This window comes from Curtobacterium sp. MCSS17_005 (assembly GCF_003234225.2).
GTDB classification, from domain to species: domain Bacteria; phylum Actinomycetota; class Actinomycetes; order Actinomycetales; family Microbacteriaceae; genus Curtobacterium; species Curtobacterium flaccumfaciens.
On sequence record NZ_CP126258.1, the window covers coordinates 2,470,665 to 2,496,901 of the forward strand.

16 protein-coding genes and 3 rRNA genes are annotated in these 26,237 nt (G+C 67.1%); 2 read left to right on the forward strand and 17 right to left on the reverse strand.

What is annotated here, in order from left to right:
* Positions 1-5: 5 nt before the first annotated feature.
* The 17 genes from gltX to otsA form a co-directional block, all read right to left on the reverse strand.
* Positions 6-1,493: a glutamate--tRNA ligase gene (gene gltX, locus DEJ20_RS11825; RefSeq protein WP_111236529.1), complete on the reverse strand. Its 1,488-nt coding sequence runs from the start codon at positions 1,491-1,493 to the stop codon at positions 6-8.
* 116 nt (positions 1,494-1,609) lie between these two features.
* Positions 1,610-1,726: ribosomal RNA gene (rrf, locus tag DEJ20_RS11830) — 5S ribosomal RNA — on the reverse strand.
* A gap of 158 nt (positions 1,727-1,884) precedes the next feature.
* Positions 1,885-5,012: ribosomal RNA gene (locus DEJ20_RS11835) — 23S ribosomal RNA — on the reverse strand.
* Between the two features lie 434 nt (positions 5,013-5,446).
* Positions 5,447-6,968 (reverse strand): 16S ribosomal RNA (locus tag DEJ20_RS11840).
* The 16S, 23S and 5S rRNA genes sit together here, the layout of an rRNA operon.
* A gap of 521 nt (positions 6,969-7,489) precedes the next feature.
* The gene (locus DEJ20_RS11845) at positions 7,490-8,260 is read right to left on the reverse strand and encodes a fumarylacetoacetate hydrolase family protein (RefSeq protein ID WP_027466538.1); all 771 of its coding nucleotides are present in this window, start codon (positions 8,258-8,260) and stop codon (positions 7,490-7,492) included.
* Between the two features lie 30 nt (positions 8,261-8,290).
* Complete coding sequence (locus tag DEJ20_RS11850) at positions 8,291-9,400, reverse strand: branched-chain amino acid aminotransferase (protein ID WP_027466537.1); 1,110 nt, start codon at positions 9,398-9,400, stop codon at positions 8,291-8,293.
* 15 nt (positions 9,401-9,415) lie between these two features.
* Positions 9,416-10,489, reverse strand: coding sequence for a 3-isopropylmalate dehydrogenase (locus DEJ20_RS11855; protein ID WP_111236608.1), 1,074 nt, complete (start codon positions 10,487-10,489; stop codon positions 9,416-9,418).
* A gap of 13 nt (positions 10,490-10,502) precedes the next feature.
* The gene (gene serA / locus DEJ20_RS11860; RefSeq protein ID WP_111236573.1) at positions 10,503-12,092 is read right to left on the reverse strand and encodes a phosphoglycerate dehydrogenase; all 1,590 of its coding nucleotides are present in this window, start codon (positions 12,090-12,092) and stop codon (positions 10,503-10,505) included.
* A 157-nt stretch (positions 12,093-12,249) separates the two neighbouring features.
* Positions 12,250-12,588 (reverse strand): hypothetical protein, encoded by a 339-nt coding sequence (locus DEJ20_RS11865; protein ID WP_110865396.1) that lies wholly within the window; start codon positions 12,586-12,588, stop codon positions 12,250-12,252.
* A gap of 41 nt (positions 12,589-12,629) precedes the next feature.
* Entirely contained in the window at positions 12,630-13,094 is a 465-nt protein-coding gene (locus DEJ20_RS11870; protein WP_146245502.1) for a hypothetical protein, read from the reverse strand.
* Between the two features lie 59 nt (positions 13,095-13,153).
* The gene (locus DEJ20_RS11875; RefSeq protein WP_111056057.1) at positions 13,154-14,344 is read right to left on the reverse strand and encodes a mannitol-1-phosphate 5-dehydrogenase; all 1,191 of its coding nucleotides are present in this window, start codon (positions 14,342-14,344) and stop codon (positions 13,154-13,156) included.
* A gap of 210 nt (positions 14,345-14,554) precedes the next feature.
* On the reverse strand, positions 14,555-15,580 hold the full coding sequence (ilvC, locus tag DEJ20_RS11880; RefSeq protein WP_027466530.1) for a ketol-acid reductoisomerase: 1,026 nt from the start codon (positions 15,578-15,580) through the stop codon (positions 14,555-14,557).
* 71 nt (positions 15,581-15,651) lie between these two features.
* Positions 15,652-16,152 (reverse strand): acetolactate synthase small subunit, encoded by a 501-nt coding sequence (gene ilvN / locus DEJ20_RS11885; RefSeq protein ID WP_017888842.1) that lies wholly within the window; start codon positions 16,150-16,152, stop codon positions 15,652-15,654.
* Positions 16,149-17,972, reverse strand: a complete 1,824-nt coding sequence (locus tag DEJ20_RS11890) for an acetolactate synthase large subunit (RefSeq protein ID WP_027466529.1) — start codon at positions 17,970-17,972, stop codon at positions 16,149-16,151. The genes ilvN and DEJ20_RS11890 overlap by 4 nt, the downstream gene beginning before the upstream one ends.
* Positions 17,973-18,017: 45 nt before the next feature.
* A complete protein-coding gene (ilvD, locus tag DEJ20_RS11895; protein WP_071405815.1) occupies positions 18,018-19,712 on the reverse strand; it encodes a dihydroxy-acid dehydratase in 1,695 nt (564 codons plus the stop codon).
* Between the two features lie 90 nt (positions 19,713-19,802).
* Positions 19,803-20,585, reverse strand: coding sequence for a trehalose-phosphatase (gene otsB, locus DEJ20_RS11900; protein WP_111236575.1), 783 nt, complete (start codon positions 20,583-20,585; stop codon positions 19,803-19,805).
* Positions 20,578-22,170 carry an alpha,alpha-trehalose-phosphate synthase (UDP-forming) gene (gene otsA / locus DEJ20_RS11905; RefSeq protein WP_111236576.1) on the reverse strand — a complete coding sequence of 531 codons (1,593 nt, stop codon included), beginning with the start codon at positions 22,168-22,170 and terminating at the stop codon, positions 20,578-20,580. Before otsA ends, otsB begins: the two co-directional genes overlap by 8 nt.
* 260 nt (positions 22,171-22,430) lie before the next feature.
* Here otsA and DEJ20_RS11910 point away from each other — a divergent pair, with 260 nt between their 5' ends.
* Positions 22,431-25,124, forward strand: coding sequence for a Cif family virulence factor (locus DEJ20_RS11910; RefSeq protein ID WP_111236577.1), 2,694 nt, complete (start codon positions 22,431-22,433; stop codon positions 25,122-25,124).
* A gap of 128 nt (positions 25,125-25,252) precedes the next feature.
* Positions 25,253-26,224, forward strand: coding sequence for a magnesium transporter CorA family protein (locus tag DEJ20_RS11915; protein ID WP_071246402.1), 972 nt, complete (start codon positions 25,253-25,255; stop codon positions 26,222-26,224).
* The last annotated feature ends 13 nt before the right edge of the window (positions 26,225-26,237 follow it).

Sequence of the window (26,237 nt, forward strand, 5' to 3'; positions counted from 1 at the left end):
GTCGGTCAGCGTGCCGCGAGGGCGCGGAGCCGGGTCAGGGTGGACTCCTTGCCCAGGATCTCCATCGACTCGAACAGGGGCGGACTGATCCGGCGTCCGGACACCGCCACGCGCAGCGGGCCGAAGGCGACGCGGGGCTTCAGGCCGAGCTCGTCGATGAGGGCCGCACGGAGCGCACCCTCGACGGCCTCGGTGGTCCAGTCCTGGACGCCCTCGAGCGCGGCGGTGCTCGCCTCAAGGACCGTCGCCGTGTCGCCCTTGAGCGAGGCCAGCGCGTCGTCCTCGACCACCAGGTCGGCGTCGGAGGTGAACAGGAACCCGAGCATCGCCGGCGCCTCGCCGAGCAGCTGCATGCGCTCCTGCACGAGCGGGGCGGCCTTGGTCAGGACCTCGAGCTGCTCCGGGGTCGCCGGGTCGCTGATGAACTCCGACAGGTACGGCAGCAGGCGCGACCGGAAGTCCTCGGGCGCCAGCAGACGGATGTGGTCCCCGTTGATCGCCTCGGCCTTCTTGTGGTCGAAGCGGGCCGGGTTCGGGTTCACGTCGGTGACGTCGAACGCCGCGACCATCTCGTCGATCGAGAACACGTCGCGGTCGGGGCCGATCGACCAGCCGAGCAGCGCCAGGTAGTTGACGAGCCCCTCCGGGATCATGCCGGCGGCGCGGTGGTGGAACAGGTTCGACTCGGGGTCACGCTTCGAGAGCTTCTTGTTGCCCTCCCCCATCACGTACGGCAGGTGTCCGAACACGGGGATGGAGGGCGCGAGGCCGATCTCGTACAGCGCCTCGTACAGGGCGATCTGGCGCGGGGTCGACGACAGCAGGTCCTCGCCCCGGAGCACGTGCGTGATGCCCATCAGGGCGTCGTCCACCGGGTTCGTGAACGTGTACAGCGGCGTGCCGTTCGGACGGACCACCACGAAGTCGGGGAACGTGCCCTGCTTGAAGGTGATCTCACCGCGCACCAGGTCGTCGAAGCTCAGGTCACGGTCGGGCACCCGCAGCCGGAGTGCCGGCTCGCGGCCCTCGTCGCGGAAGGCCTGGCGTTCGGCGTCGGTCAGGTCACGCTCGTGGTTGTCGTACCCCTGCTTGGGGTCACGACCGGCGGCCTTGTTGCGGGCCTCCATCTCGTCCGGCGTGACGAAGGACTCGTAGATGTGCCCCGATTCCTTGAGCTTCGCGATCACGTCGTCGTAGATCGCGGTGCGCTCGGACTGCCGGTACGGTCCGTGCTCGCCGCCGGCGTCCACGCCCTCGTCCCAGTCGAGCCGCAGCCAGCGGAGTGCATCGAGGATCTGTGCGTACGACTCCTCGCTGTCACGGGCCGCGTCGGTGTCCTCGATGCGGAACACGAGCTTGCCGCCGGTGTGGCGGGCGTAGGCCCAGTTGAAGAGCGCGGTGCGGATGAGCCCCACGTGCGGGGTCCCCGTCGGGCTCGGGCAGAAGCGGACGCGGATGTCGGAGCCGGAGGCGGTGGTGAATGGCGCAGTCATGACCCGACAACCCTACCGCGGAGCCTGTCCCTCCCACCTGCCTTGTGGACGGGCCGCAGAACGCAGAAAACCCCTGACCACGAATGGTCAGGGGTTCCCTGGTGTTTCTCCGTTAAGTCCGGCGGCGTCCTACTCTCCCACAAGGTCCCCCTTGCAGTACCATCGGCGCTGAGAGGCTTAGCTTCCGGGTTCGGAATGTGACCGGGCGTTTCCCTCTCGCTATGACCACCGGAACACTCTCGACCAGATCGTACATTTGGTCTCAAAGCTGTCCCGGCTGCTGCCCTCCGTGAGGAGGGCAGAGCGGTGTATTCAGTTTCGATTCCCGATCGTCTGTCGGGAACCACAAAGTGGACGCGAGCCCCGCACACAAGGTGCGGGAAATCAGTGTGTTATCAAGTCTTCGGCTTATTAGTACCGGTCAGCTCCACGGGTCGTTAGTCCCCGCTTCCACATCCGGCCTATCAACCCAGTAGTCTGCTGGGAGCCTCTCACACTCAAGGTGCATGGAAATCTCATCTCGAAGACGGCTTCCCGCTTAGATGCTTTCAGCGGTTATCCGGTCCGAACGTAGCTAATCAGCGGTGCCCTTGGCAGAACAACTGACACACCAGAGGTTCGTCCATCCCGGTCCTCTCGTACTAGGGATAGATCTTCTCAAATTTCCAACGCGCGCAGCGGATAGGGACCGAACTGTCTCACGACGTTCTAAACCCAGCTCGCGTACCGCTTTAATGGGCGAACAGCCCAACCCTTGGGACCTACTCCAGCCCCAGGATGCGACGAGCCGACATCGAGGTGCCAAACCATGCCGTCGATATGGACTCTTGGGCAAGATCAGCCTGTTATCCCCGAGGTACCTTTTATCCGTTGAGCGACAGCGCTTCCACAAGCCACTGCCGGATCACTAGTCCCGACTTTCGTCCCTGCTCGACCTGTCAGTCTCACAGTCAAGCTCCCTTGTGCACTTACACTCGCCACCTGATTGCCAACCAGGTTGAGGGAACCTTTGGGCGCCTCCGTTACTCTTTGGGAGGCAACCGCCCCAGTTAAACTACCCATCAGGCACTGTCCATGAACCCGATCAGGGTCCTACGTTAGACATCCAAAGTGACCAGAGTGGTATTTCAACAATGACTCCACGAACACTAGCGTGCCCGCTTCACAGTCTCCCACCTATCCTACACAAGCCACTCCGAACACCAATACCAAACTGTAGTAAAGGTCACGGGGTCTTTCCGTCCTGCTGCGCGTAACGAGCATCTTTACTCGTAGTGCAATTTCGCCGAGTTCGCGGTTGAGACAGCTGGGAAGTCGTTACGCCATTCGTGCAGGTCGGAACTTACCCGACAAGGAATTTCGCTACCTTAGGATGGTTATAGTTACCACCGCCGTTTACTGGGGCTTAAATTCAGAGCTTCGCCCAAAGGCTAACCCTTCCTCTTAACCTTCCAGCACCGGGCAGGCGTCAGTCCGTATACATCGTCTTGCGACTTCGCACGGACCTGTGTTTTTAGTAAACAGTCGCTTCCCACTGGTCTCTGCGGCCTTCAACGCTCACGGAGTAAATCCGGTCACGTGTCCGGCCCCCCTTCTCCCGAAGTTACGGGGGCATTTTGCCGAGTTCCTTAACCACGATTCTCTCGATCTCCTTGGTATTCTCTACCTGACCACCTGAGTCGGTTTCGGGTACGGGCGGCTGCAACCTCGCGTCGATGCTTTTCTCGGCAGCATAGGATCACTGATTTCCCCTTACGGGTACGCGTCGGATCTCAGGCACACAGACGACGGATTTGCCTATCGTCAGCCCTACATCCTTACACCAGGTTCACCTTACGGATACCATCGCCTGGCTCAGCTACCTTCCTGCGTCACACCTGTTCATACGCTAACCGCACCAGCATGGGGTCGAGCGTTAGACCGGCCACCATCACCCCGAAGGGATCCGGTTGTACCGGGTTAGGACTCTTAGCACCACTGGATTAGCTTGGGCGGTTGTTCGCCGGTACGGGAATATCAACCCGTTGTCCATCGACTACGCCTGTCGGCCTCGCCTTAGGTCCCGACTTACCCAGGGCGGATTAACCTGGCCCTGGAACCCTTGGTCTTTCGGAGGACGGGTTTCTCACCCGTCTTTCGCTACTCATGCCTGCATTCTCACTCGTGTAGCGTCCACGGCTGGATCACTCCGCCGCTTCACTCGCCACACGACGCTCTCCTACCACTCCGCACGACTGAACCACGAAGGCTTGTCTATAGTGCGAAATCTACAACTTCGGTGGTGTGCTTGAGCCCCGTTACATTGTCGGCGCGGAATCACTTGACCAGTGAGCTATTACGCACTCTTTCAAGGGTGGCTGCTTCTAAGCCAACCTCCTGGTTGTCTGTGCAACTCCACATCCTTTCCCACTTAGCACACGCTTAGGGACCTTAGTTGGTAGTCTGGGTTGTTTCCCTCTCGACGATGAAGCTTATCCCCCACCGTCTCACTGCTGCGCTCTCACTCACCGGCATTCGGAGTTTGGCTGACGTCAGTAACCTGTTGAGGCCCATCGGCCATCCAGTAGCTCTACCTCCGGCGAGAAACACGCAACGCTGCACCTAAATGCATTTCGGAGAGAACCAGCTATCACGAAGTTTGATTGGCCTTTCACCCCTATCCACAGCTCATCCCCTCCATTTTCAACTGAAGTGGGTTCGGTCCTCCACGACGTCTTACCGTCGCTTCAACCTGGCCATGGATAGATCACTTCGCTTCGGGTCTAGAACATGCGACTCAAACGCCCTATTCAGACTCGCTTTCGCTACGGCTGCCCCTCACGGGTTAACCTCGCCACATATCACTAACTCGCAGGCTCATTCTTCAAAAGGCACGCCGTCACCCCTACTAAGGAGGCTCCGACGGTTTGTAAGCAAACGGTTTCAGGTACTATTTCACTCCCCTCCCGGGGTACTTTTCACCTTTCCCTCACGGTACTTGTCCGCTATCGGTCATCTGGGAGTATTTAGGCTTATCAGGTGGTCCTGACAGATTCACACGGGATTTCTCGGGCCCCGTGCTACTTGGGATACACATCCGGCCATAACACCATTTCGTCTACGGGGCTGGCACCCACTACGGCCCGGCTTTCAAACCGGTTCGACTATGATGCGCTGTAACCGTCCCAGTCCGGCAGAACTGAGTGACGTGTCCCACAACCCCGACCATGCAACGCCCGCCGGCTATCACACATGATCGGTTTAGCCTCATCCGCTTTCGCTCGCCACTACTCACGGAATCACATGTTGTTTTCTCTTCCTGTGGGTACTGAGATGTTTCACTTCCCCACGTTCCCTCTACCCGCCCTATATATTCAGGCGGGAGTCACCAGGTCGCAAAACGCCTGGCGGGGTTTCCCCATTCGGAAATCCTCGGATCGAGGCTCGATTATCAGCTCCCCGAGGCTTATCGCAGATTTCTACGTCCTTCATCGGCTCCAGATGCCAAGGCATCCACCGTTTGCTCTTAGAAACTTGACCACAAAGATTAAAATTGCGATCCAACGTCACCAATCAACAACCCGAAAGGCTGATCATGGATGACGCGAATCAAAGATGCTCGCGTCCACTGTGTAGTTCTCAACATACGATCGGCACCAGCACTCCCCCACCACAACGGTAGGTTCACCCTGGCCCGACGAAGGACCCGTAGGCCCAACCCCCACCACCACTCACGTGACAGCGGGAAGCCTGGTCCCTCAGGACCCAACAACGTGCACCAGCTGAGCGCTCCACCTTCGACCCGTCCCAACCCTGCAAGCAGAGCGTACTGAGGTCGGAAGCATCACTCCCAACTGCACTGTCAATGTTCCACCCATGAGCTACCCGTCGGACACGTTCGGTCCGAAACAGGCGCCTGGACCAGCAACCAACCACCCCTAATGGGCGACCAGCACTGACCAGATGCTCCTTAGAAAGGAGGTGATCCAGCCGCACCTTCCGGTACGGCTACCTTGTTACGACTTAGTCCTAATCACCGATCCCACCTTCGACGGCTCCTTCCACAAGGGTTAGGCCACCGGCTTCGGGTGTTACCGACTTTCATGACTTGACGGGCGGTGTGTACAAGGCCCGGGAACGTATTCACCGCAGCGTTGCTGATCTGCGATTACTAGCGACTCCGACTTCATGAGGTCGAGTTGCAGACCTCAATCCGAACTGAGACCGGCTTTTTGGGATTCGCTCCACCTTACGGTATCGCAGCCCTTTGTACCGGCCATTGTAGCATGCGTGAAGCCCAAGACATAAGGGGCATGATGATTTGACGTCATCCCCACCTTCCTCCGAGTTGACCCCGGCAGTCTCCTATGAGTCCCCGGCATAACCCGCTGGCAACATAGAACGAGGGTTGCGCTCGTTGCGGGACTTAACCCAACATCTCACGACACGAGCTGACGACAACCATGCACCACCTGTACACCGACCACAAGGGGGCGACCATCTCTGGCCGTTTCCGGTGTATGTCAAGCCTTGGTAAGGTTCTTCGCGTTGCATCGAATTAATCCGCATGCTCCGCCGCTTGTGCGGGCCCCCGTCAATTCCTTTGAGTTTTAGCCTTGCGGCCGTACTCCCCAGGCGGGGCGCTTAATGCGTTAGCTACGACACAGAAACCGTGGAAAGGTCCCTACATCTAGCGCCCAACGTTTACGGCATGGACTACCAGGGTATCTAATCCTGTTCGCTCCCCATGCTTTCGCTCCTCAGCGTCAGTTACGGCCCAGAGATCTGCCTTCGCCATCGGTGTTCCTCCTGATATCTGCGCATTCCACCGCTACACCAGGAATTCCAATCTCCCCTACCGCACTCTAGTCTGCCCGTACCCACTGCAAGCCCGAGGTTGAGCCTCGGGATTTCACAGCAGACGCGACAAACCGCCTACGAGCTCTTTACGCCCAATAATTCCGGACAACGCTTGCACCCTACGTATTACCGCGGCTGCTGGCACGTAGTTAGCCGGTGCTTTTTCTGCAGGTACCGTCACTTTCGCTTCTTCCCTACTAAAAGAGGTTTACAACCCGAAGGCCGTCATCCCTCACGCGGCGTTGCTGCATCAGGCTTTCGCCCATTGTGCAATATTCCCCACTGCTGCCTCCCGTAGGAGTCTGGGCCGTGTCTCAGTCCCAGTGTGGCCGGTCACCCTCTCAGGCCGGCTACCCGTCGTCGCCTTGGTGAGCCATTACCTCACCAACAAGCTGATAGGCCGCGAGTCCATCCCCAACCAAAAAATCTTTCCACCACCAGACCATGCGGCCAGTGATCATATCCAGTATTAGACGTCGTTTCCAACGCTTATCCCAGAGTCAGGGGCAGGTTACTCACGTGTTACTCACCCGTTCGCCACTAATCCACCCAGCAAGCTGGGCATCATCGTTCGACTTGCATGTGTTAAGCACGCCGCCAGCGTTCGTCCTGAGCCAGGATCAAACTCTCCGTAAAAAAATACAGACCCAACACCCGAAAGTGTCAGACCGAGTTGATTCTGACTGTTGACTGTCTACTGACAATCTTCAATCCAAAAGGAATTGCTTCATGACCCGGTCAGCAAGCCGACCAGGCACGAGGTCAATCAATAAATTGGCATTGACAATGTGCACGCTGTTGAGTTCTCAAGGACCAGACGCACTCCCCGCTCGACCCATCACAGGTTCCGCCAGAGAGGCATTCGTCTTGTACAACATCCGGGGGCGCACAACCAGAGGTCGTGTTTCCGAGGAGTTGGTTGCCTGAGCGGGACCCCGTCCGGACTGCATCTCCAGGTGTTCAACCCGGTGATCGTCTCGGCCGTTCCGTTCTCCGCCTCAGCGGCAACGAGTGATTACTTTACGCAGAGGTGAACGGCAGCGCCAAGCCGGGCCACATCCCGGGCGTGTCGCCCTCTGCGCCGCGGTTGGGTACTCCCCCGGCAACGACGAACGGCCCGCTCCCCACCTGGGGGAACGGGCCGATCGGGAGCGCTGTCAGTGCCGCGCGATGACCGGGTTCTTGAGCGAACCGATGCCGGAGATGGTGACCTCGACGATCTCGCCGTCGCGGATCTGTCCGACGCCGGCCGGAGTCCCGGTCAGGATGACGTCACCGGGCAGGAGGGTCCAGATCGAGGACACGAACTCGACGAGCGACGGGATGTCGTGCACCATCTCGTTCGTCGAGGCCGCCTGCCGGAGGTCGCCGTCGACACGGGTCTCGATGCGGATGTCCGACGGGTCGATCTCGGTCTCGATCACGGGGCCGAGCGGGCAGAACGTGTCGAACCCCTTCGCCCGGGTCCACTGACCGTCGCGCGCCTGCAGGTCTCGGGCGGTCACGTCGTTGGCGATCGTGTAGCCGAGGATGACGCTCGCGAAGTCCTCACGCCGGACGTTCTTCGCGAGCGAGCCGATCACGATGGCGAGTTCGCCCTCGTGGTCGACGCGTCCGATGTCGGCGGGGAGGCGGATGGGTTCGTCCGGACCGATCACCGAGGTGTTCGGCTTGAGGAACACCACCGGGTCGTCGCCGGCACGCTCGTCCATCTCGGAGGCGTGCTCCGAGTAGTTGAGCCCGACGCCGATGACCTTCGACCGAGGGATGACGGGGGCGAGGAGCTTGGCGTCGGCGAGTGCCACGCGCTCCCCCGTCGTCTCGAACCCCTGGTACATCGGGTCTCCCGCGAGCACCACCAGAGCGCGCTCGTCGAGGATGCCGTACCGGGGGTCTTCACCCTTGCTGCTGAACCGTGCGATCTTCACCGTTCGACCCTACCCACGCCCGCCGTTCGATCAGGACGCGTCGGTCAGCTTGGTCATCCACCCGTGCGGGTCGGGACGACGGCCGTACTGGATGTCGGTGAGCTCGTCGCGCAGGGACATCGTGAGTTCCCCCGCCCCGACGGTCGGCGAACCGATCGTGAAACCGTCGCCCCGGAGTTCGGCGATCGGGGTCACCACGGCGGCGGTGCCGCACGCGAAGGCCTCGGTGATCGAGCCGTCGGCGACGCCGTCACGCCACTCGTCGAGGGTCACCCGGCGCTTCTCGACGGTCAGGCCGCGGTCTTCGGCCAGCTGCAGGATCGAGTCACGCGTGATCCCTTCGAGGATCGAGTCGGAGTCGGGCGTGACGAGGGTGCCGTCGGACTTGACCAGGACGACGTTCATGCCGCCGAGCTCTTCGAGGTACTTGCCCTCCACCGAGTCGAGGAACATCACCTGCTGGCAGCCGTGCTCGTAGGCCTCTTGCTGGGGCAGCAGCGACGAGGCGTAGTTGCCGCCGGTCTTCGCCGCACCGGTCCCGCCCTTGCCGGCACGGGCGTACTGCGTCGACAGCCAGATCGACACCGGCTTCGGGCCCGAGGTGAAGTACGCACCGGCCGGGCTCGCGATGCAGTGGTACGCGACGGCCTGTGCCGCCCGGACCCCGAGGAACGACTCCGTCGCGATCATGAACGGCCGCAGGTACAGGCTGGTCTCGGGCGCCGAGGGCACCCAGTCGACGTCGGTCTGCACCAACTGCCGGATCGACTCGACGAACGCCTCGACCGGGAGCTCCGGGAGCGCGAGCCGTCGGGCGGACCGCTGGAAGCGTCGGGCGTTGGCGTCCGGTCGGAACGACCACACTGAACCGTCCGCGTGCCGGTAGGCCTTGAGCCCCTCGAAGATCTCCTGGGCGTAGTGCAGGACACTCGCGCTCGGGTCGAGGGACAGCGGCCCGTACGGGTGGATCGACGCACTGTGCCAGCCGTCGTCGAGCGTCCACTCGACCGTCGCCATGTGGTCGGTGAAGTGCTTGCCGAAGCCCGGGTCGGCGAGGATCTGCTCGCGCTCGGCGGCCGCGCGGCGATCGGCGGACGGGGTGCTGGCGAACTCGAGTCCGAAGGCGGTGTCGGTGCTCATGGGGAGGACTCCTTCTCAGGCGGTGGTGGTGCGTGCCGTGGCCGCGGCGGCGATCGCGTCGCCGATCTCGGCCGTGCGACGCGGCGTGGTGCCCCGGTCGGCGAGGTCGGACTCCACCGCAGTCGTCACAGCGGCCGCCAGGTCACCGCGACCGAGGTGGTCGAGCAACAGGGCGACGGAGCGGATCGCGGCGGTGGGGTCGGCCAGCTGCTGACCTGCGATGTCCGGCGCGGAACCGTGGACCGGCTCGAACATGCTGGGGAAGGTGCCGTCCGGGTTGATGTTGCCCGAGGCCGCCAGACCGATGCCGCCGCTGATCGCGCCGGCCAGGTCGGTGATGATGTCGCCGAACAGGTTGTCGGTGACGATGACGTCGAACCGTGCGGGGTCGCGGACCATGTGGATGGTGACCGCGTCCACGTGCTGGTAGTCGACCGTGACCTCTGGGTACTCGGCGCCGACGGCCGCGACGGTGCGCTGCCAGAGGGCTCCGGCGTGCACCAGGACGTTGCTCTTGTGCACGAGGGTCAGGTGCCGGCGCGGGCGTCGGTCCGCCAGCGCGAAGGCGTACCGCACGACCCGCTCGACACCGAAGGCGGTGTTCAACGAGACCTCGGTCGCGATCTCGTGCGGGGTACCGGTCCGGATGGCACCGCCGTTGCCCACGTAGGGCCCCTCGGTGCCTTCGCGCACGACCACGAAGTCGACCTCGCCGGGGTCGGCGAGCGGCGTCGGGACGGCCGGGTGCACCGTCGTCGGCCGGAGGTTCACGTAGTGGTCGAACGCGAAGCGGAGCTTGAGGAGCAGCCCGCGCTCGATGATGCCCCCGGCGAGCCGCGGGTCACGCGGGTCGCCGCCGACCGCTCCGAGCAGGATCGCGTCGTGCTGCGCGATCGCTGCCATGTCGTCGTCGGTCAGGACGTCGCCGGTCTCCAGGTACCGTGCGGCGCCGAGGGAGAACGGGGTCTCCTGCACCACGAGGTCGTCCGGCAGGACCGCGTGCAGGACCTTCAGGGCCTCGTCGACGACCTCGGGGCCGATGCCGTCACCACGGATGACCGCGAGTCGGATCGTCTGCGCGCTGCTCATGTCCGCCACTCCCCTAGAGCGTGATGTCGATCTCGCGGAGCGAGGACGCGTCGATCGCCGAGCGGACGTGCTCGAGGATCTCGGCCGGCACGGGCGAGTCGACCGTCAGGACGCTCAGCGCCTGGCCACCGGCGGCTTCGCGCGAGATCTGCATCGCGGCGATGTTGATGCCGGCCTGGCCGAACTCCTTGCCGTAGACCGCGACGATGCCCGGACGGTCGGTGTACTCCATGACGACGTGGTGCCGGTCGAGCGGCACCTCGACGTCGTGCCCGTTGATCTCGACGAGCTTCTCGACCTGCTTCGGGCCGGTGAGCGTGCCGGACACGCTGATCGCCGGGCCGTCGGACTGGGCACCGCGGATCGTCAGCACGTTGCGGTACTCGGGGCTGTCGGTCTCGGTGATGAGGCGGACGGTGACCCCGCGCTGCTCGGCGATGAGCGGGGCGTTGACGTACGAGACCTGGTCGCTGACGACGTCGGTGAAGACGCCCTTGAGCGCCGCGAGCTTCAGCACGCTGACGTCGTACTCGGCGAGCTCGCCGTGCACCTCGACGTCGATGCTCGTGACCGGCGAGGTCGCCAGGGCGGTGAAGACCTGGCCGAGCTTCTCGACGAGCGGGATGCCGGGGCGCACGTACGGGTCGATGACCCCGCCGGCGACGTTCACCGCGTCGGGCACGAGCTCGCCGCCGAGGGCGAGACGGACCGACTTGGCGACCGAGACGCCTGCTTTCTCCTGCGCTTCGTCGGTGGAGGCACCGAGGTGCGGCGTCACGACGACGTTCGGGAGCGCCAGGAGCGGCGATTCCTTCGGGGGCTCGGCGACGAAGACGTCGAGGCCGGCACCGGCGATGGTGTTCGACGTGAGGGCCCGGTGCAGGGCGTCCTCGTCGATCAGGCCACCGCGGGCCACGTTCACGACGAAGGCGGTCGGCTTCATCAGGGCGAACTGGGCGTCCGAGATCATGCCGAGGGTCTCCGGCGTCCTCGGCATGTGGATCGTGGTGAAGTCCGCCCGGCGCAGCAGGTCGTCGAGGGAGACGAGCTCGACCCCGAGCTGCTGCGCACGTGCCGTGGTGACGTACGGGTCGTACGCGATGACCGTCACGCCGAAGGCCTGCAGACGCTGGGTGATGAGCGCGCCGATGCGGCCGAGGCCGATGATGCCGACGGTCTTCTCGTAGAGCTCGACACCGGTGTACGACGAGCGCTTCCACGCACCGGCGGCCAGCGAGGCGTGGGCCGCCGGGATGTGCCGCGCGAGCGACAGGATGTGCCCGACCGTGAGCTCCGCCGCCGAGATGATGTTCGAGGTCGGGGCGTTCACCACCATCACGCCGGCGGTCGTCGCGGCCTTGATGTCGACGTTGTCGAGGCCGACGCCGGCACGGGCGACGACCTTGAGGACCGGTGCCGCGGCGATCGCCTCGGCGTCGATCTTGGTGGCGGACCGCACGAGGACGGCGTGCGCGTCGGACAGCGCCGCCAGGAGCGCCGGACGGTCGGTGCCGTCCACGTTCCGGATCTCGAAGTCGGGCCCGAGGGCGTCGACCGTTGCGGGCGAGAGTTCTTCGGCGATCAGGACGACCGGCTTCGACACAGCAGCTGTTTCCTCACTCGAGACGGTTGGTATCCCACCATGCTATCGACGCGGGCCGGTGGTTACGACCGCGGGAGCGGTCCTGTGGAGAACCACACGACGGCCAGGAGGGACGGGGCGGGGCCGCACCGTGCCTCCTGGCCGTCGGCGGGTCGCGTCAGAAGTCCAGCAGCGTCGGGACGAACAGCTGGAGGTCGAGCCAGAGGGCGCCGGCGCCCGCGAAGGCGACCACGAACACCGCGATCGTGACGGGCAGGCTCGAACGCCGGGTGATGACGATCGCCGCGACGAACGCGACCGGCGCGATGAGGATGTCGAGCACGAGCCACAGCCACGGGGTGCTGGTCTGCAGCGAGTCGCCGCCCGAGGTCGTCTGGAGGAACGCGTTGAAGGCGTCCACCCGCTGGTTGATCTGCGTCAGGTTGCCGACGGCCTGCACCGTCATGTAGGCGAACAGCGCCGCGAACACGACCCAGACCACGATCTTCGCGACCACGGGGGCACTGTTCCGGCGGGTCGTCGCCGGCACTGCCCCGGTCACCCGAAGCTCCGCGTCAGGAGGAACGGCCAGGGGAAGAGCACGACGGCACCGAGGAGCATCCAGAGCAGGCGGGTCCGCGTGCGGCTGCTGCGCGCCGCCCAGAGCACCACCGTGAACCAGAGTGCCGGCGCGAGGATCGCGAGGAAGCGGAGCACCTCGACGAAGAGCGTGAGGACCGTGTCGACGCCGGAGACGTACGCGGTCGACGCGGTGAGGAGCCAGGCCACCGTGTAGAGCAGGTAGAGGCCCCCGAAGACGCCGAACCCGACGAGCGCGCCGGAGGTCTCGGGCGTCTCGGGGTCCCGCTCGCCGCGCTCGCGCACCGCCACCGGGTTGTGTGCCGCGTCGACGTGGGTGGCGTCGTCGGCGTCACCCCAGCTGAGGGCGGCGTCGTCGGTGTCGACGGCGTTCGGCACGTCCGGGTCGATCGACCCGTCTGGTGGGGATGCTGCCGTGGTCATGCCCCGATTCTACGAGGGACCCGACACCGGGAGGACCAGCGCCGGTCGGGAGGACGACGTCAGACGTCGGCCGGCTGCGTCGCCAGGACCTCGGCGACGACGTCGCGGACGGCCGGGAAGAGCGGGTGGCTCTCCATCAGGCCCGTGAGGATCTCGGTGAGCGCGTGCGCGGTCGCCCCGGAACGCAGGAGTGCGTGCAGCTCGATCGACTCCGGGTCGTTCTCGTCGTCGAACGCGAGCGCCGCGCGGACGGCACCGAGCAGGTGCTCGACGGGCAGGCCGCGCTCGGCGAGCTGCGACGCCGGGCCGACGAAGCGTTCACGGCGGCCGAGCTTGCGGAGCGGGTTGCGGCCGACGCGCGCCGTGGAGTCCGGCAGGTGCGGGTTCGCGATGCGGGAGAGGTTCGCGGCGACGTAGCGCGCGTGGTCCTCGGGGTCGAAGCCGTGCTTCGCGATCAGCAGTGCGGTGGTCTCGGCGAGCACCCCGTCGACCTCGGCGCGGACGGCGTCGTCCTCGAGTGCTTCACGGATGAGCCGGATGCCCCGCACGTAGCCGTGGTAGGCGGCGGTGGCGTGCGCCGTGTTGACCGTGTAGAGCTTCCGCTCGACGAAGGGCTGCAGGTCGTCGACCCACGTGACGCCCTCGATCGTCGGCGGTTCGGCGTCGGAGCCGAGGAACGGGGTGCGCTCGATGACCCACTCGTAGAACGGTTCGAGCACGACGTCGAGGCCGCCGGACTGACCGAGCACCCCGGACTGGTCCGGGACGATGCGGTCGATCGCGCAGTTCGCGAAGACGGCGGCGATGTCGCGGTCTTCGAGGATGGGGGCGCGCCGGATGCTGGCGTGCAGCGAGTCGGTCGCGTTGAACGCGTTCTCGCAGGCGACGATCGTGACGTCACCGCGCTCGAGCGGGCGTGCCGCGAGCCCCTCGGCGATGAGCGGCGCGACGAGCGGGAGCGTGCGGGCGCCCACCGCGGTGGTCACCACGTCGGCCTCGGCGATGGCCTGCACCACGCGCTCGCGGTCGGTCTTGCTGCTGAGCGCACGGAACCCGTAGACGAGGTGCTCGACCGGCATCTCGCCGACCTCGTGCACCACGAACCGGCCGGCTTCGTTCAGGGCCGAGACCACGCGTTCGTCGACGTCGACGAAGGTGAGCTCGTAGCCGCTCGCCACGAGGAACTGGCCCACGAACCCGCGCCCGATCTTGCCGGCGCCGATGTGGACCGCTCGCTTCGTCACCGCCATCGAACGATCATCCCATGCTGGTCGGGGCGGTCCTGACCGCGGGTGCGCAGCACGGCCGACGGGTGTCGGGAATCGTCCGCGCGCACGGCGGAGGGACGCCGGTCCGCGGCGTCGGGGCTGGAGAAGAGCTGCTGCATAACGTTCGGGTCACATCGCGAGGCGGCGGTGCAGGTGCACCGCCGCCTCGCAGGTCGAGTGGTTCTCGGAAGACTACCGCGCGGCCGAGCCGTCCACGTAGTCGCCGTCGTTCTGCTTCCACGCGAAGAGCGCGCGGAGCTCACGGCCGGTGGCCTCGATCGGGTGGCCCTCGCCCTTGGCACGGAGCGCCTTGAACTCCGGTGCGCCGGCGTCCTGGTCCTCGATGAAGCGCTTCGCGAAGGCACCGTTCTGGATGTCCGCGAGCACCGCCTTCATGTTCTCCTTGACGTCCGGCGAGATCACCCGCGGGCCGGAGACGTAGTCACCGAACTCGGCCGTGTCGGAGATCGACCAGCGCTGCTTGGTGAGGCCGCCCTCCCAGATGAGGTCGACGATGAGCTTGAGCTCGTGCAGGACCTCGAAGTAGGCGATCTGCGGCTGGTAGCCCGCCTCGACCAGGGTCTCGAAGCCGTACTGGATGAGCTGCGAGGTGCCACCGCAGAGGACGGCCTGTTCGCCGAACAGGTCGGTCTCGGTCTCCTCGGTGAAGGTCGTCTTGATGCCACCAGAGCGGAGGCCACCGATGGCCTTGGAGTACGACCACGCGAGGTCCCAGGCGGAACCCGAGGCGTCGACCTCGACGGCGACGATCACGGGGACGCCACGGCCGGCCTCGTACTCGCGGCGGACGGTGTGCCCCGGGCCCTTCGGCGCGACGAGCGACACGTCGACGCCCTCGGGCGCCTCGATGTAGCCGAAGCGGATGTTGAAGCCGTGGCCGAAGACGAGCGTCGCGCCCGGCTTGAGGTTCGGGCGGATGTCCTCGGCGTAGACGATGCGCTGGACCTGGTCCGGCGCGAGGATGACGACGACGTCGGCCCAGGCGGTGGCGTCGCCCGGCGTGTGGACCTCGAAGCCCGCCTCTTCGGCCTTCTGCCGGCTCTTCGAGCCCTCCTGCAGGCCGATCTTGACCTCGACACCCGAGTCACGGAGGTTGAGGGCGTGGGCGTGGCCCTGCGAGCCGTAGCCGATGACGGCGACCTTCTTGCCCTGGATGAGCGTCAGGTCGGCGTCGGCGTCGTACACGATGTCAGTCACGAGGGTGTGTCTCCTTGGTTCTGTGGTCGGTGCCGGGCACCATCGGCGCCCGGGAAGGGTGTGACGGGCGCTCAGCGCACCCGGTCGGTGATGCTCTTCGGTCCGCGGCCCATGCCGAGGAGACCCGCGCGGGCGAGCTCCTTGACGCCGTAGGGCTCGAGCACGCGGAGGATCGCCTGGATCTTGCCGGGGTCGCCGGTCACCTCGACGATCAGGGAGTCGGTCGCCACGTCGACGACCTGGGCACGGAACAGGTTCACTGCTTCGAGCACCGCCGAGCGCGTCTGGTTGTCGACGCGCACCTTCACGAGCATGTGCTCGCGCTGGACCGACTGCGAGAAGTCCAGTTCGACGATCTTGATGACGTTCACCAGCTTGTTGAGCTGCTTCGTCACCTGTTCCAACGGGAGGTCCTCGACGTCGACGACGACCGTGATCCGGCTGAGGCCGTCCACCTCGGTGTTGCCGACGGCGAGCGACTCGATGTTGAACCCGCGCCGGGCGAAGAGTCCGGCGACGCGGGTCAGCAGACCGGGCTTGTCCTCCACGAGGAGGGAGAGGACGTGGCTCATGCGGTTTCTCCCGTCATGTCGGCGTCCTCGTCGTCCCAGGTGGGCGCGAGTGCCTGGGCGTACTCGATGGAGGAGTTGCTGACGCCCTGCGGGACCATCGGCCAGACCATCGAGTCACGGCTCACGACGAAGTCGATCACCACCGGGCGGTCGTTGGTCGCCAGGGCGAGCTCGATCGCGGCGTCGACCTCGTCGGCCTTCTCGACGCGGATGCCGAGGGCACCGTAGGCGTCGGCCAGCTTCACGAAGTCCGGGACGCGGCGCGAGGCGTGCCCCGTCTCGAGGTCGGTGAAGGAGTGCCGGCCGTCGTAGAACAGCGTCTGCCACTGCCGGACCATGCCGAGCGACGAGTTGTTGATGATCGCGACCTTGATCGGGATGTCGTTGATGACGCAGGTCGCGAGCTCCTGGTTCGTCATCTGGAAGCAGCCGTCGCCGTCGATCGCCCAGACCACACGGTCCGGCTGTGCGACCTTCGCACCCATCGCCGCGGGGACCGAGTAGCCCATCGTTCCGGCGCCACCGGAGTTGAGCCAGGCGTTGGGCCGCTCGTACTTGATGAACTGCGCGGACCACATCTGGTGCTGGCCGACACCGGAGGCGTAGACGGCCTCGGGACCGGAGAGCTCACCGATGCGCTTGATGATGCCCTGCGGCGCGAGGAGTCCGTCGGTCGGCTCGGCGTACCCGAGCGGGAAGTCGGTCTTGAGCTGGTGGAGCTTCGCCCACCACTCGTCGGTGGACGCGCGGTCCTCGACGGCGATGCCGCCCCAGGCGTCGAGCAGGTCGACCAGGACCTCGCGGGCGTCACCGACGATCGGGACGTCGGCGAAGCGGATCTTCGAGATCTCTGCAGGGTCGATGTCGACGTGCACGACCTTGGCGTCCGGCGCGAACTCGTCGGCCTTGCCGGTCACGCGGTCGTCGAAGCGGGCACCGAGGGCGACGATGAGGTCGCTGTCCTGCAGGCCGAGCACCGCGGGCACCGTGCCGTGCATGCCGGGCATGCCGAGGTGCTGCGGGTGCGAGTCCGGGAACGCGCCGCGTGCCATCAGGGTCGTGACGACCGGCGCCCCGGTCGCCTCGGCGAAGCGGAGGAGCTCTGCGGTCGCACGGGAGCGGATGACGCCGCCGCCGACGTAGAGCACTGGACGCTTCGACTCGGACAGCAGCTGCGCGGCCGCGGTGATCTGCTTGCCGTGCGCCTTGGTCACCGGGCGGTAGCCGGGCAGGTCGATCTTGGGCGGCCACACGTAGGGCGCCGACTTCTGCTGGGCGTCCTTCGTGATGTCCACCAGCACGGGGCCGGGCCGACCGGTCGTCGCGATGAGGTGTGCCGCGGCGAGGGTCGCCGGCACGTCGGCCGGGTCGGTGACCAGGAACGAGTGCTTCGTGATGGGCATCGTGATGCCGACGATGTCGGCTTCCTGGAACGCGTCGGTGCCCATGAGCGTCGAGAACACCTGGCCGGTGATCGCGATGAACGGCACCGAGTCCATGTAGGCGTCGGCGATGGCCGTGACGAGGTTCGTCGCGCCGGGGCCGGACGTCGCGATGGCGACCCCGACCTTGCCGGACGACGAGGCGTAGCCCTCGGCGGCGTGGCCGGCGCCCTGCTCGTGACGGACGAGGATGTGGCGGATCGTGGTCGACGCCATCAGCTCGTCGTAGAACGGGATGATCGCGCCGCCCGGCAGGCCGAAGACGTCGGTGATCCCGAGGTGCTCGAGCGTCCGGAGGACGGCTCCCGAGCCGGTCAGGATCTCCGGCGACCGGCGTGCACCGGCGGCCGCGGACAACGGAGTTGCTTCCGTGGGCATGAGTGGTCCTTGCCTGAGTGGTGGCGGTGGTGCGGGTGTCGGACGCTAGCCCGTGACCGCGCCCTGGGCGGCGGACTTGACGAGCTTGGCGTACTTCGCGAGGACTCCGCGGGTGTAGCGCGGGGGCAGCGGGGCCCAGCCGTCACGGCGGGCCTCCAGCTCGGCCGGGTCGACCAGTAGGTCGAGCGAGCGAGCCGCGATGTCGACACGGATGCGGTCGCCATCACGAACGAAAGCGACTGGACCTGCGTCCACTGCTTCCGGTGCGATGTGGCCGATGCACAGGCCGGTTGTGCCGCCTGAGAATCGACCGTCGGTCAAGAGTAGTACATCCTTGCCGAGGCCCGCGCCCTTGATGGCCGCGGTGATGGCGAGCATCTCGCGCATGCCCGGGCCGCCCTTGGGACCCTCGTAGCGGATGACGACGACGTCGCCCTTCTCGATCTTGCCCTCGGTCAGGGCGTCCATCGCCGCACGTTCGCGGTCGAACACGCGGGCGGGCCCCTCGAAGACCGAGGCGTCGAAGCCCGCGGTCTTCACCACGGCGCCCTCCGGGGCGAAGGAGCCCTGCAGGACGGTGAGTCCGCCGGTCTCGTGGATCGGGTTGTCGAGCGTGCGGAAGACCTCGCCGTCGAGCGCCGGCGGGTCGATCTCGGCCAGGTTCTCGGCGACGGTCTTGCCCGTCACCGTCATGCAGTCGCCGTGCAGCAGGCCCGCGTCGAGCAGCGCCTTCATGATCACGGGGATGCCGCCGTTGCGGTCGACGTCGACCATGACGTACTTGCCGAAGGGCTTCATGTCGGCCAGGTGCGGGACCTTGGAACCGATGCGGTTGAAGTCGTCCAGCGACAGCTCGACCTCGGCCTCGTAGGCGATCGCGAGCAGGTGCAGGATGACGTTGGTCGAGCCCCCCAGGGCCATCGCGACGGCGATGGCGTTCTCGAAGGCTTCCTTGGTGAGGATCTGCCGGGCGGTGATGCCGTGCTCGAGCATGTTCACCACGGCCTCGCCGGAGCGGTGCGCGTAGTAGTCACGGCGACGGTCGGCGCTCGGCGGGGCGGCGGAGCCCGGCAGCGACATGCCGAGGGCCTCGGCCACACTCGCCATCGTGTTGGCGGTGTACATACCACCGCAGGCCCCCTCGCCGGGGACGATGGCGCACTCGATCTTCTTGAGCTCTTCCTCGCTCATGGTGCCGGCCTTACAGGCGCCGACGCCCTCGAAGGAGTCGATGATCGTGACTTCCTTCATCGTGCCGTCGGCCTGCTTCACGTAGCCCGGCATGACCGAACCCGCGTAGAGGAACACGCTCGCCAGGTCGAGGCGCGCGGCGGCCATCAGCATGCCGGGGAGCGACTTGTCGCAGCCGGCGAGCAGGACGGTGCCGTCGAGGCGCTCGGCGTTGACGACGGTCTCGACGCTGTCCGCGATGACCTCACGCGAGACGAGGGAGAAGTGCATGCCCTCGTGGCCCATCGAGATGCCGTCCGAGACGGAGATGGTGCCGAACTGCAGCGGGTAGCCGCCACCGGAGTGCACGCCCTCCTTCGCACCCTGTGCGAGGCGGTCGAGCGACAGGTTGCACGGCGTGATCTCGTTCCACGAGGACGCGATGCCGATCTGCGGCTTGCTCCAGTCCTCGTCTCCCATACCGACGGCCCGCAGCATGCCACGCGAGGTGGTTGCTTCGATCCCGTCGGTGACGACCCGGCTGCGCGGCTTGACGTCGATATCAGGCATGGATGGAGTCTAGGACGGTTTGGGATACCAGTTGCGCAACAACATGCGTACGCATGGTGAAGGACGGCCGGGAGGCCCGGATCACCCTGGTCAGCGCGTCGCGCGGAGCCTCGCCAGCTGCTTCAGGACCCCGGTCAGGGCCGCCGGGTCGGCGATGCGGTACCCGGCCCGGGTCTGGCCCGGTCCGACCTTCACCCCGACGTCGCCGTCGCCGAGCACGCGGAAGGCGTCCTCGTCGGTGACGTCATCGCCGGCGAAGAACACCGCGTCGGCGCCGTGCAACTCGCGGAGCCGGGCGATCGCGTCGCCCTTCGTGACGTGGCGGACCGCGAACTCGACGATGTCCTTGCCACCGCGCTCGAGCACCTCGGGGTCGGCCTCGTGCGCCGCGTGGCTCGCCGCCGCGTTGGCTTCGGCCGCCACTTCGGCGGAGACACGGCGCGTGTGCACCCCGTGCCCGGCGGGCTTGTGCTCGATGACGACGCCCGGGAACCGTTCGCCGACCGCGTCGAGCGCCGCACCGATCCGTGCCACACGCTCGACCTCGACGTCACTCAGCGCGGCCTCGTCGTGGCCGTCCACGCGCCACTCGACACCGTGCGAGCCGACGAGCGCCATGTCCTCGGGTGCGTGGGTCACCGCGGCCAGGCTGCCGAGCGGACGCCCGGACACGAGCACCACCTCGGTGTCCTTCGCACGGTGCAGGGTCAGGACCGCCGCCCACGAGCCGGGCAGTGCCCCGACCTGCGAGGGGTCGTCGGCGAACGGGGCCAGCGTGCCGTCGAAGTCGAGGGCGACGATCAGTCGCGGCGCAGCCGCGAGCGTCTCGAGGGCCGCGTCGATGGCGGACTGGTCGGTGGTGGTCTCAGTCATCACGTGACTCCCGGGTGTCCTCGGCAGCCCTGGCGGACTGGGCGTCCTGGTCGAAGATCGACATGTTGTCGGTTTGCGCCTCACGGTGCTGCTCGCGCGGGTCGGCGGCGGACGGGTCGATCTGGGCGTTCCGCGGCGCGTGGCGGTCGAGCGCCTCGAGGAACGAGCGCGACCAGCGCGCCACGTCGTTGTCGCGGACCCGCTTGCGGAGCGCGCGCATGCGCGTCGACCGCTCGCGACGCGGCATCTGGATGGCGCGCTCGATCGAGTCCTTGAGCGCCCCGATGTCGTGCGGGTTCACGATCACGGCCTGCTTGAGCTCGTCGGCGGCACCGGCGAACTCGGACAGGATGAGCACCCCGTCGTTGTCGAACCGGGCGGCGACGTACTCCTTCGCGACGAGGTTCATGCCGTCGCGCAGTGCGGTGACGAGCATGATGTCGGCGGCCAGGTAGAGCGCCACCATCTCCTCGCGCGGGTAGCCGTGGTGCAGGTACGAGATCGGCTGGTGGCCGATGACACCGAGGTCGCCGTTGATGCGGCCGACGCTCAGCTCGATCTCGTCACGGAGCGCCGCGTACGAGTCGACACGCTCGCGGCTCGGGCTCGCGACCTGGATCAGGGTTGCATCCTCGACCGCGATGCGGCCGTCCTCCACCAGCTCGCCGAACGCCTTGATGCGGTGGCGGATGCCCTTGGTGTAGTCGAGCCGGTCGACGCCGAGCAGCACCGTCTTCGGGTTGCCGAGGCTCTCGCGGATCTCGCGCGCACGCTCCTGCACCTCGGGCTTGCGGGCGATCGCCTCGAAGCTCTCGGCGTCGATGGAGATCGGGAAGTGCCTGGCCTCGACGTGGCGGACCGTGATGCCCTTGCGGCTGCGCGGGGCTGCCGGGTCGTCCACCGGGACGTCGATCGTGGTGCCCTTGGTCGTGTAGCCCTTGATGTGCCGGACCGCTCGGAGGAAGTCGCTGGCGTCGTCGTGGCGCTGGAAGCCGATGACGTCGGCGCCGAGCAGCCCGTCGAGGATCTGCGCACGCCACGGCAGCTGCGCGTAGATGCCGACCGGCGGGAACGGGATGTGGTTGAAGAAGCCGATCGTCAGGTCGGGGCGCTTGGCGCGGAGCAGGGCCGGCACGAGCTGCAGCTGGTAGTCCTGCACCCAGACGATGCCGTCCTGCTCGACGATCTCGGCGATCTGCGCGGCGAAGCGCTCGTTCACGCGCTTGTACGCGTTCCACCAGTCACGGTGGTAGCTCGGGTGCTCGATGACGTCGTGGTACAACGGCCAGAGCGTGTCGTTGCTGAAGCCCTCGTAGTACTCCTCGACGTCGTCGTCGGAGAGCGGGACGGGGACGATGTGGATGCCCTCGTTGTCGAACGGTGCGACCTCGACCTCGGCCTGCCCCACCCAGCCGACCCAGGCTCCGTCGTTCGCGCGCATCACGGGTTCGAGGGCGGTGACGAGGCCACCCGGCGAGTGCCGCCAGCCCTCGTTGCCGTCTTGGTCGACGACGCGGTCCACCGGGAGTCGGTTGGAGGCGACGACGAACGAGTAGCGGGTCTGTTCGGTGCGGTCTGCAGGCATGGGGTGGTGTGATCTCCGTTCCGCCCGGCCGGGGCCGGGTGCGTCGGTGCGTCGGTGCGTCGGGTACGTCGGTGCGTCGGGTACGACGGCAGGCGTGGTGTGCCGGCTGGCGTGGTGCGCCGGCTGCGCTGCCGAAGTTACCAGCGTGGGGACAGCGCATTCACGGCGGATCGGCGGTTCCGCTACGCTGCAAGCACGTGTCGGGGGGACACGGGTGCTGGAGTGCGGCGCCGGCCTCCCGGTCGGAGAGGACCCCCAGCGTGAGCGAGAACCCGCCCAACCAGCCCGTCCCGCCGTCGCAGCCCGGCCAGCCCGCCTGGCAGCAGCAGCCTGGAGGCCCGCAGCAGTGGACGGGTCAGCCCGCCCCCGCCGCGCAGCCGTCCGATGCGTTCGGTCGCTTCCTGCGGTCCGTGTCCGGTCGCGACTGGCTGGCGGCCGTGCTCGCCGCCGTCGGCGGCTGGGTCGCGGCGTACGTCGTCGCCGGGCTCTCGCTGCTCATCACCGTCGGACTGCTCGCGTCGGGCGGCAGCGGGTCGGCCGCTCCGTCCGCCGGGTCCGGCACCGACCTCGGCGCGGGCTCGGCCCCCGACGTGGAGTCCCTGCTCTCCGGCGTGAGCGTCCTGCTCGGTGCGCCGGCGCAGCTCGTGGCCCTCGCCGACCTCGGCCGACTGCACCTGTCCGGGTCGATCGGGTTCCTCGGTTCCGGCTCGGGATCGCTCGCCGTGGTGCCCGCGCTGGTGCTCGCCGCGCAGGTCGTCCTGGCCGTCGTGCTCACCCGTCGGATCCGCACGCGTGGCCTCGGCCGCACGCAGGTGCTCGTCACCGCGGTGGTCTCCGGCCTCGTCACCACCGTGCTCACGAACGTCGCGGCCGGCCTGTTCGCGATCCGGTTCCCGTCGGTGTCCGGCGCGGTCATCGAGCCGGTGCACGCCGTCGGTTTCGGGAGCATCCTCGGCGCGTTCGTCATCGGGGCCCTGGCGGCACTCCTCGCCCGGCCCTCCGTCCTCGCCGGGCGCAACGTCTTCGCCGCCCGCCTGCTCGGCACGCTCCGGGTCGCCGCGTCGCAGCTCACGGTCCTCGTCGTGCTGGTCGCCCTCGTCGTCATCGTCGTCGCACTGATCGCCCAGCCGTCCTCCGGCTCCGCGTTGCCGCTGCTGCTCGGCAACGTCGCGATCGCACTGACCGCGCTCGGGTTCTTCGGTGGTGTGGGGACGTCCGGCTTCGGGTCCGCCAGCGACACCGCCTCGGTGTTCGGCGGAGCCGGCGGCTGGACCTGGCTCGTCGTGCTGTCCGTCGTCGTGACCTCGGTCGCGGCCGGGCTCGCCCTCGCCGTCCGCCGCAACGACCGGATCCGCACCACGCTCGACTGGGTCGTCACGCCGCTGGTGTGGTTCGCACTCGGTCTGCTCTTCTTCGTCCTCGGCACCGGCGTCGTCTCCTACCAGGTGAGCAGCACGAGCTCCGTCGACGGGTCGGGGTCGATCGGCATCGCGCCGTGGACGCCGATCGTCTTCGCCCTGTGGGGCGGCGCGATCGAGGTCGTCGCCCGGTACCTCGCCCCGGTGCTCCTGCCCCGCCTCGGCGGAGCCGTGGTGCTCCGGACGTCCCGCCTGGTCGGAGCGGACCCCCGCCCCGTCGTGCCGCCGGCGTTCCCGGCCGGGCCCGCCGCCGGCCAGGGTGCTCCCGTCGCGCCCACCGCGACCGCCGACCCGGCCGCGCCCGGTGCGCCCGGCGCTCCCGCTGCGCCCGGCGCGCCTGTCGCCGCCGACGCGCCCGCTGCCGCCGCGTGGAACACTCCCCCGGCCGCTGACCAGCAGGCGCAGTACCCGCCGGCCGGGTCTGCCCAGGAGCCCGCGTACGGCGTGCAGTCGATCTCCGGCGCGCAGCCGGCGTCCGGGTCGCAGCCGCCCTCCGGCGTGCTGCCCCCGTACGGCGCACAACCCGCCGACGGGTCGCAGCCGTTCATCGGCGGTGGTGCCTCCGCTCCGGCACCGATGTCCCCGCGGGCCAAGAAGATCCTGGTCCGTTCGCTCATCGCCGGTGGCGCGGTGATCGTCGTCGTCATCGCCGGTGCGGTCACGACGAGCGTCCTCCGCGCCAACGTCTGGGGTCCGGCGCCGACCGTGAAGTCCTACGTGCAGGCCATCGCCAGCGGTGACGCCGACACCGCCGCCGACCTGAGCGAGATCCCCGACGACGCAGCGATGCTCGACTCGAACGTGCTCGGGAGCGCGAAGGACCGCCCGTCGGACATCCGCGTCGGCCGGGTCGCCCGGACCGGTGACACCGCCATCGCCACCCTGAGGTACACCCAGGACGGCAAGAACCGCTCCGGCCAGGTGTCGCTGCGGCGCACGGGCACCTCGTTCCTGGTGAAGGACGAGTGGCGTGTCACGCAGCCGCTGGCGCAGCAGGTCACCCTGACGGCCTCCGACGTGCTCGAGGGCGCACCGGTCACCGTCGGCGGCAAGGAGATCGGGAAGATCAGCGAGGGGACGTTCACGTCCCTCGCCTACCCCGGCACCTACCAGGTCTCGGTCGGCGGGACGAAGTACTTCACCGGCGGCACCGAGAAGGTCGCCGTGGGCGCGGTCACGTCGGGCTACGTCGACTTCGCGCCGAAGGCGACCAAGGCACTCGAGCAGGACGCCGAGCAGTACGTGACCGACCTCATCGACGACTGCGCCGAGAAGACCGAGCTCCGGGCCCTGAGCGGCTGCCCCTGGTACGGGCCCTACGACGCCGACGGCGGCGTGCAGTACGACGTCACGTCGATGCCCGAGCTGGAGGTCGAGGCGTCGCGCGCCGGCACCGTGATGGTGACGAGCACGAAGGACGGGAGCGTCTCGTACGGCTACACCTCGTACCTGGGCGACAAGAAGCGCGGCGAGGACTCGTTCAGTGTGAACCAGTACCTGAAGGTGCAGGACGGCAAGCTCGTCTCCGCCTACTGAGCAGGAGCCGACCGAGCGGGAGCCGACCGAGCGGGAGCCGATTGAGCGGGAGCCGATTGAGCGGCTCGGCAGCACCACGACGGCCGACCCGGACCTCCCGGGTCGGCCGTCTCAGTAGGCTGACGAGCATGGTCAGGACACGGGCGTGGTGCAAGGGCGACACGGTCGAGCGGGACTTCCCCGTCGACCGGATCTCCGACCTCGTCGCCGATCCGGACACCTTCGTCTGGATCGACTACACCGACCCGACGTCGGCCGACCTCGAGCAGATCGAGGAGGAGCTCGGCATCCACGCGCTCGCCGTCGAGGACGCCGTCGAGCACGGTCAGCGCCCGAAGCTCGACCGGTACCGGGACAGCCTGTTCCTGGTCGTCTACGACGTGGGCGGCACGGACGACGAGGGTGACCTGATCACGCACGAGGTCAAGGCCTTCGTCACCGAACGGGCGCTCGTCACCATCCACGGGTCCGACGTCGACACCACCCCGATGGAACACCGGCTCACGGCGAACTCCGACATCGCCGAACACGGCGTGCCCTGGCTCGTCTGGGCGCTGCTCGACGCGGTCGTCGACCGGGCCACCGACACCGTCGAGGACCTGGAGCGGCAGATCGACGCGCTCGAGGACGACCTGTTCGAACCGGGCGACCCCCGTGAGCAGCAGATCCAGCGGCGGTCGTTCCGGCTCCGCAAGACCCTCGGGGTGCTCCGGCGGCTGGTCGTCCCGACGCGGGACAGCGTCGCCTCGTTGCTGCACGGTGACGCGGAGACGATCTCGAACGGCATCCGGCCGTACTTCCGCGACGTCGAGGACCACCTGGTCTCGATCGCCGACTCCGTCGAACAGCTCCGCGACGCCGTGTCGAGCGTGCTCGACACGACCCTGAACCTGGCGTCGAACCGGCAGAACACCGTGATGAAGAAGGTCACGAGCTGGGCGGCGATCATCGCGATCCCGACCGGTGTGACGAGCTTCTTCGGGCAGAACGTCGAGTTCCCGGGCGAGGGCGCCTGGAGCGGGCTCTGGGCGTCGCTCGCGATCATCACCGCGTCGTCGCTCGTGCTCTACCGCGTCTTCAAGACCCGCGACTGGCTCTGACCGCGCACGGCAC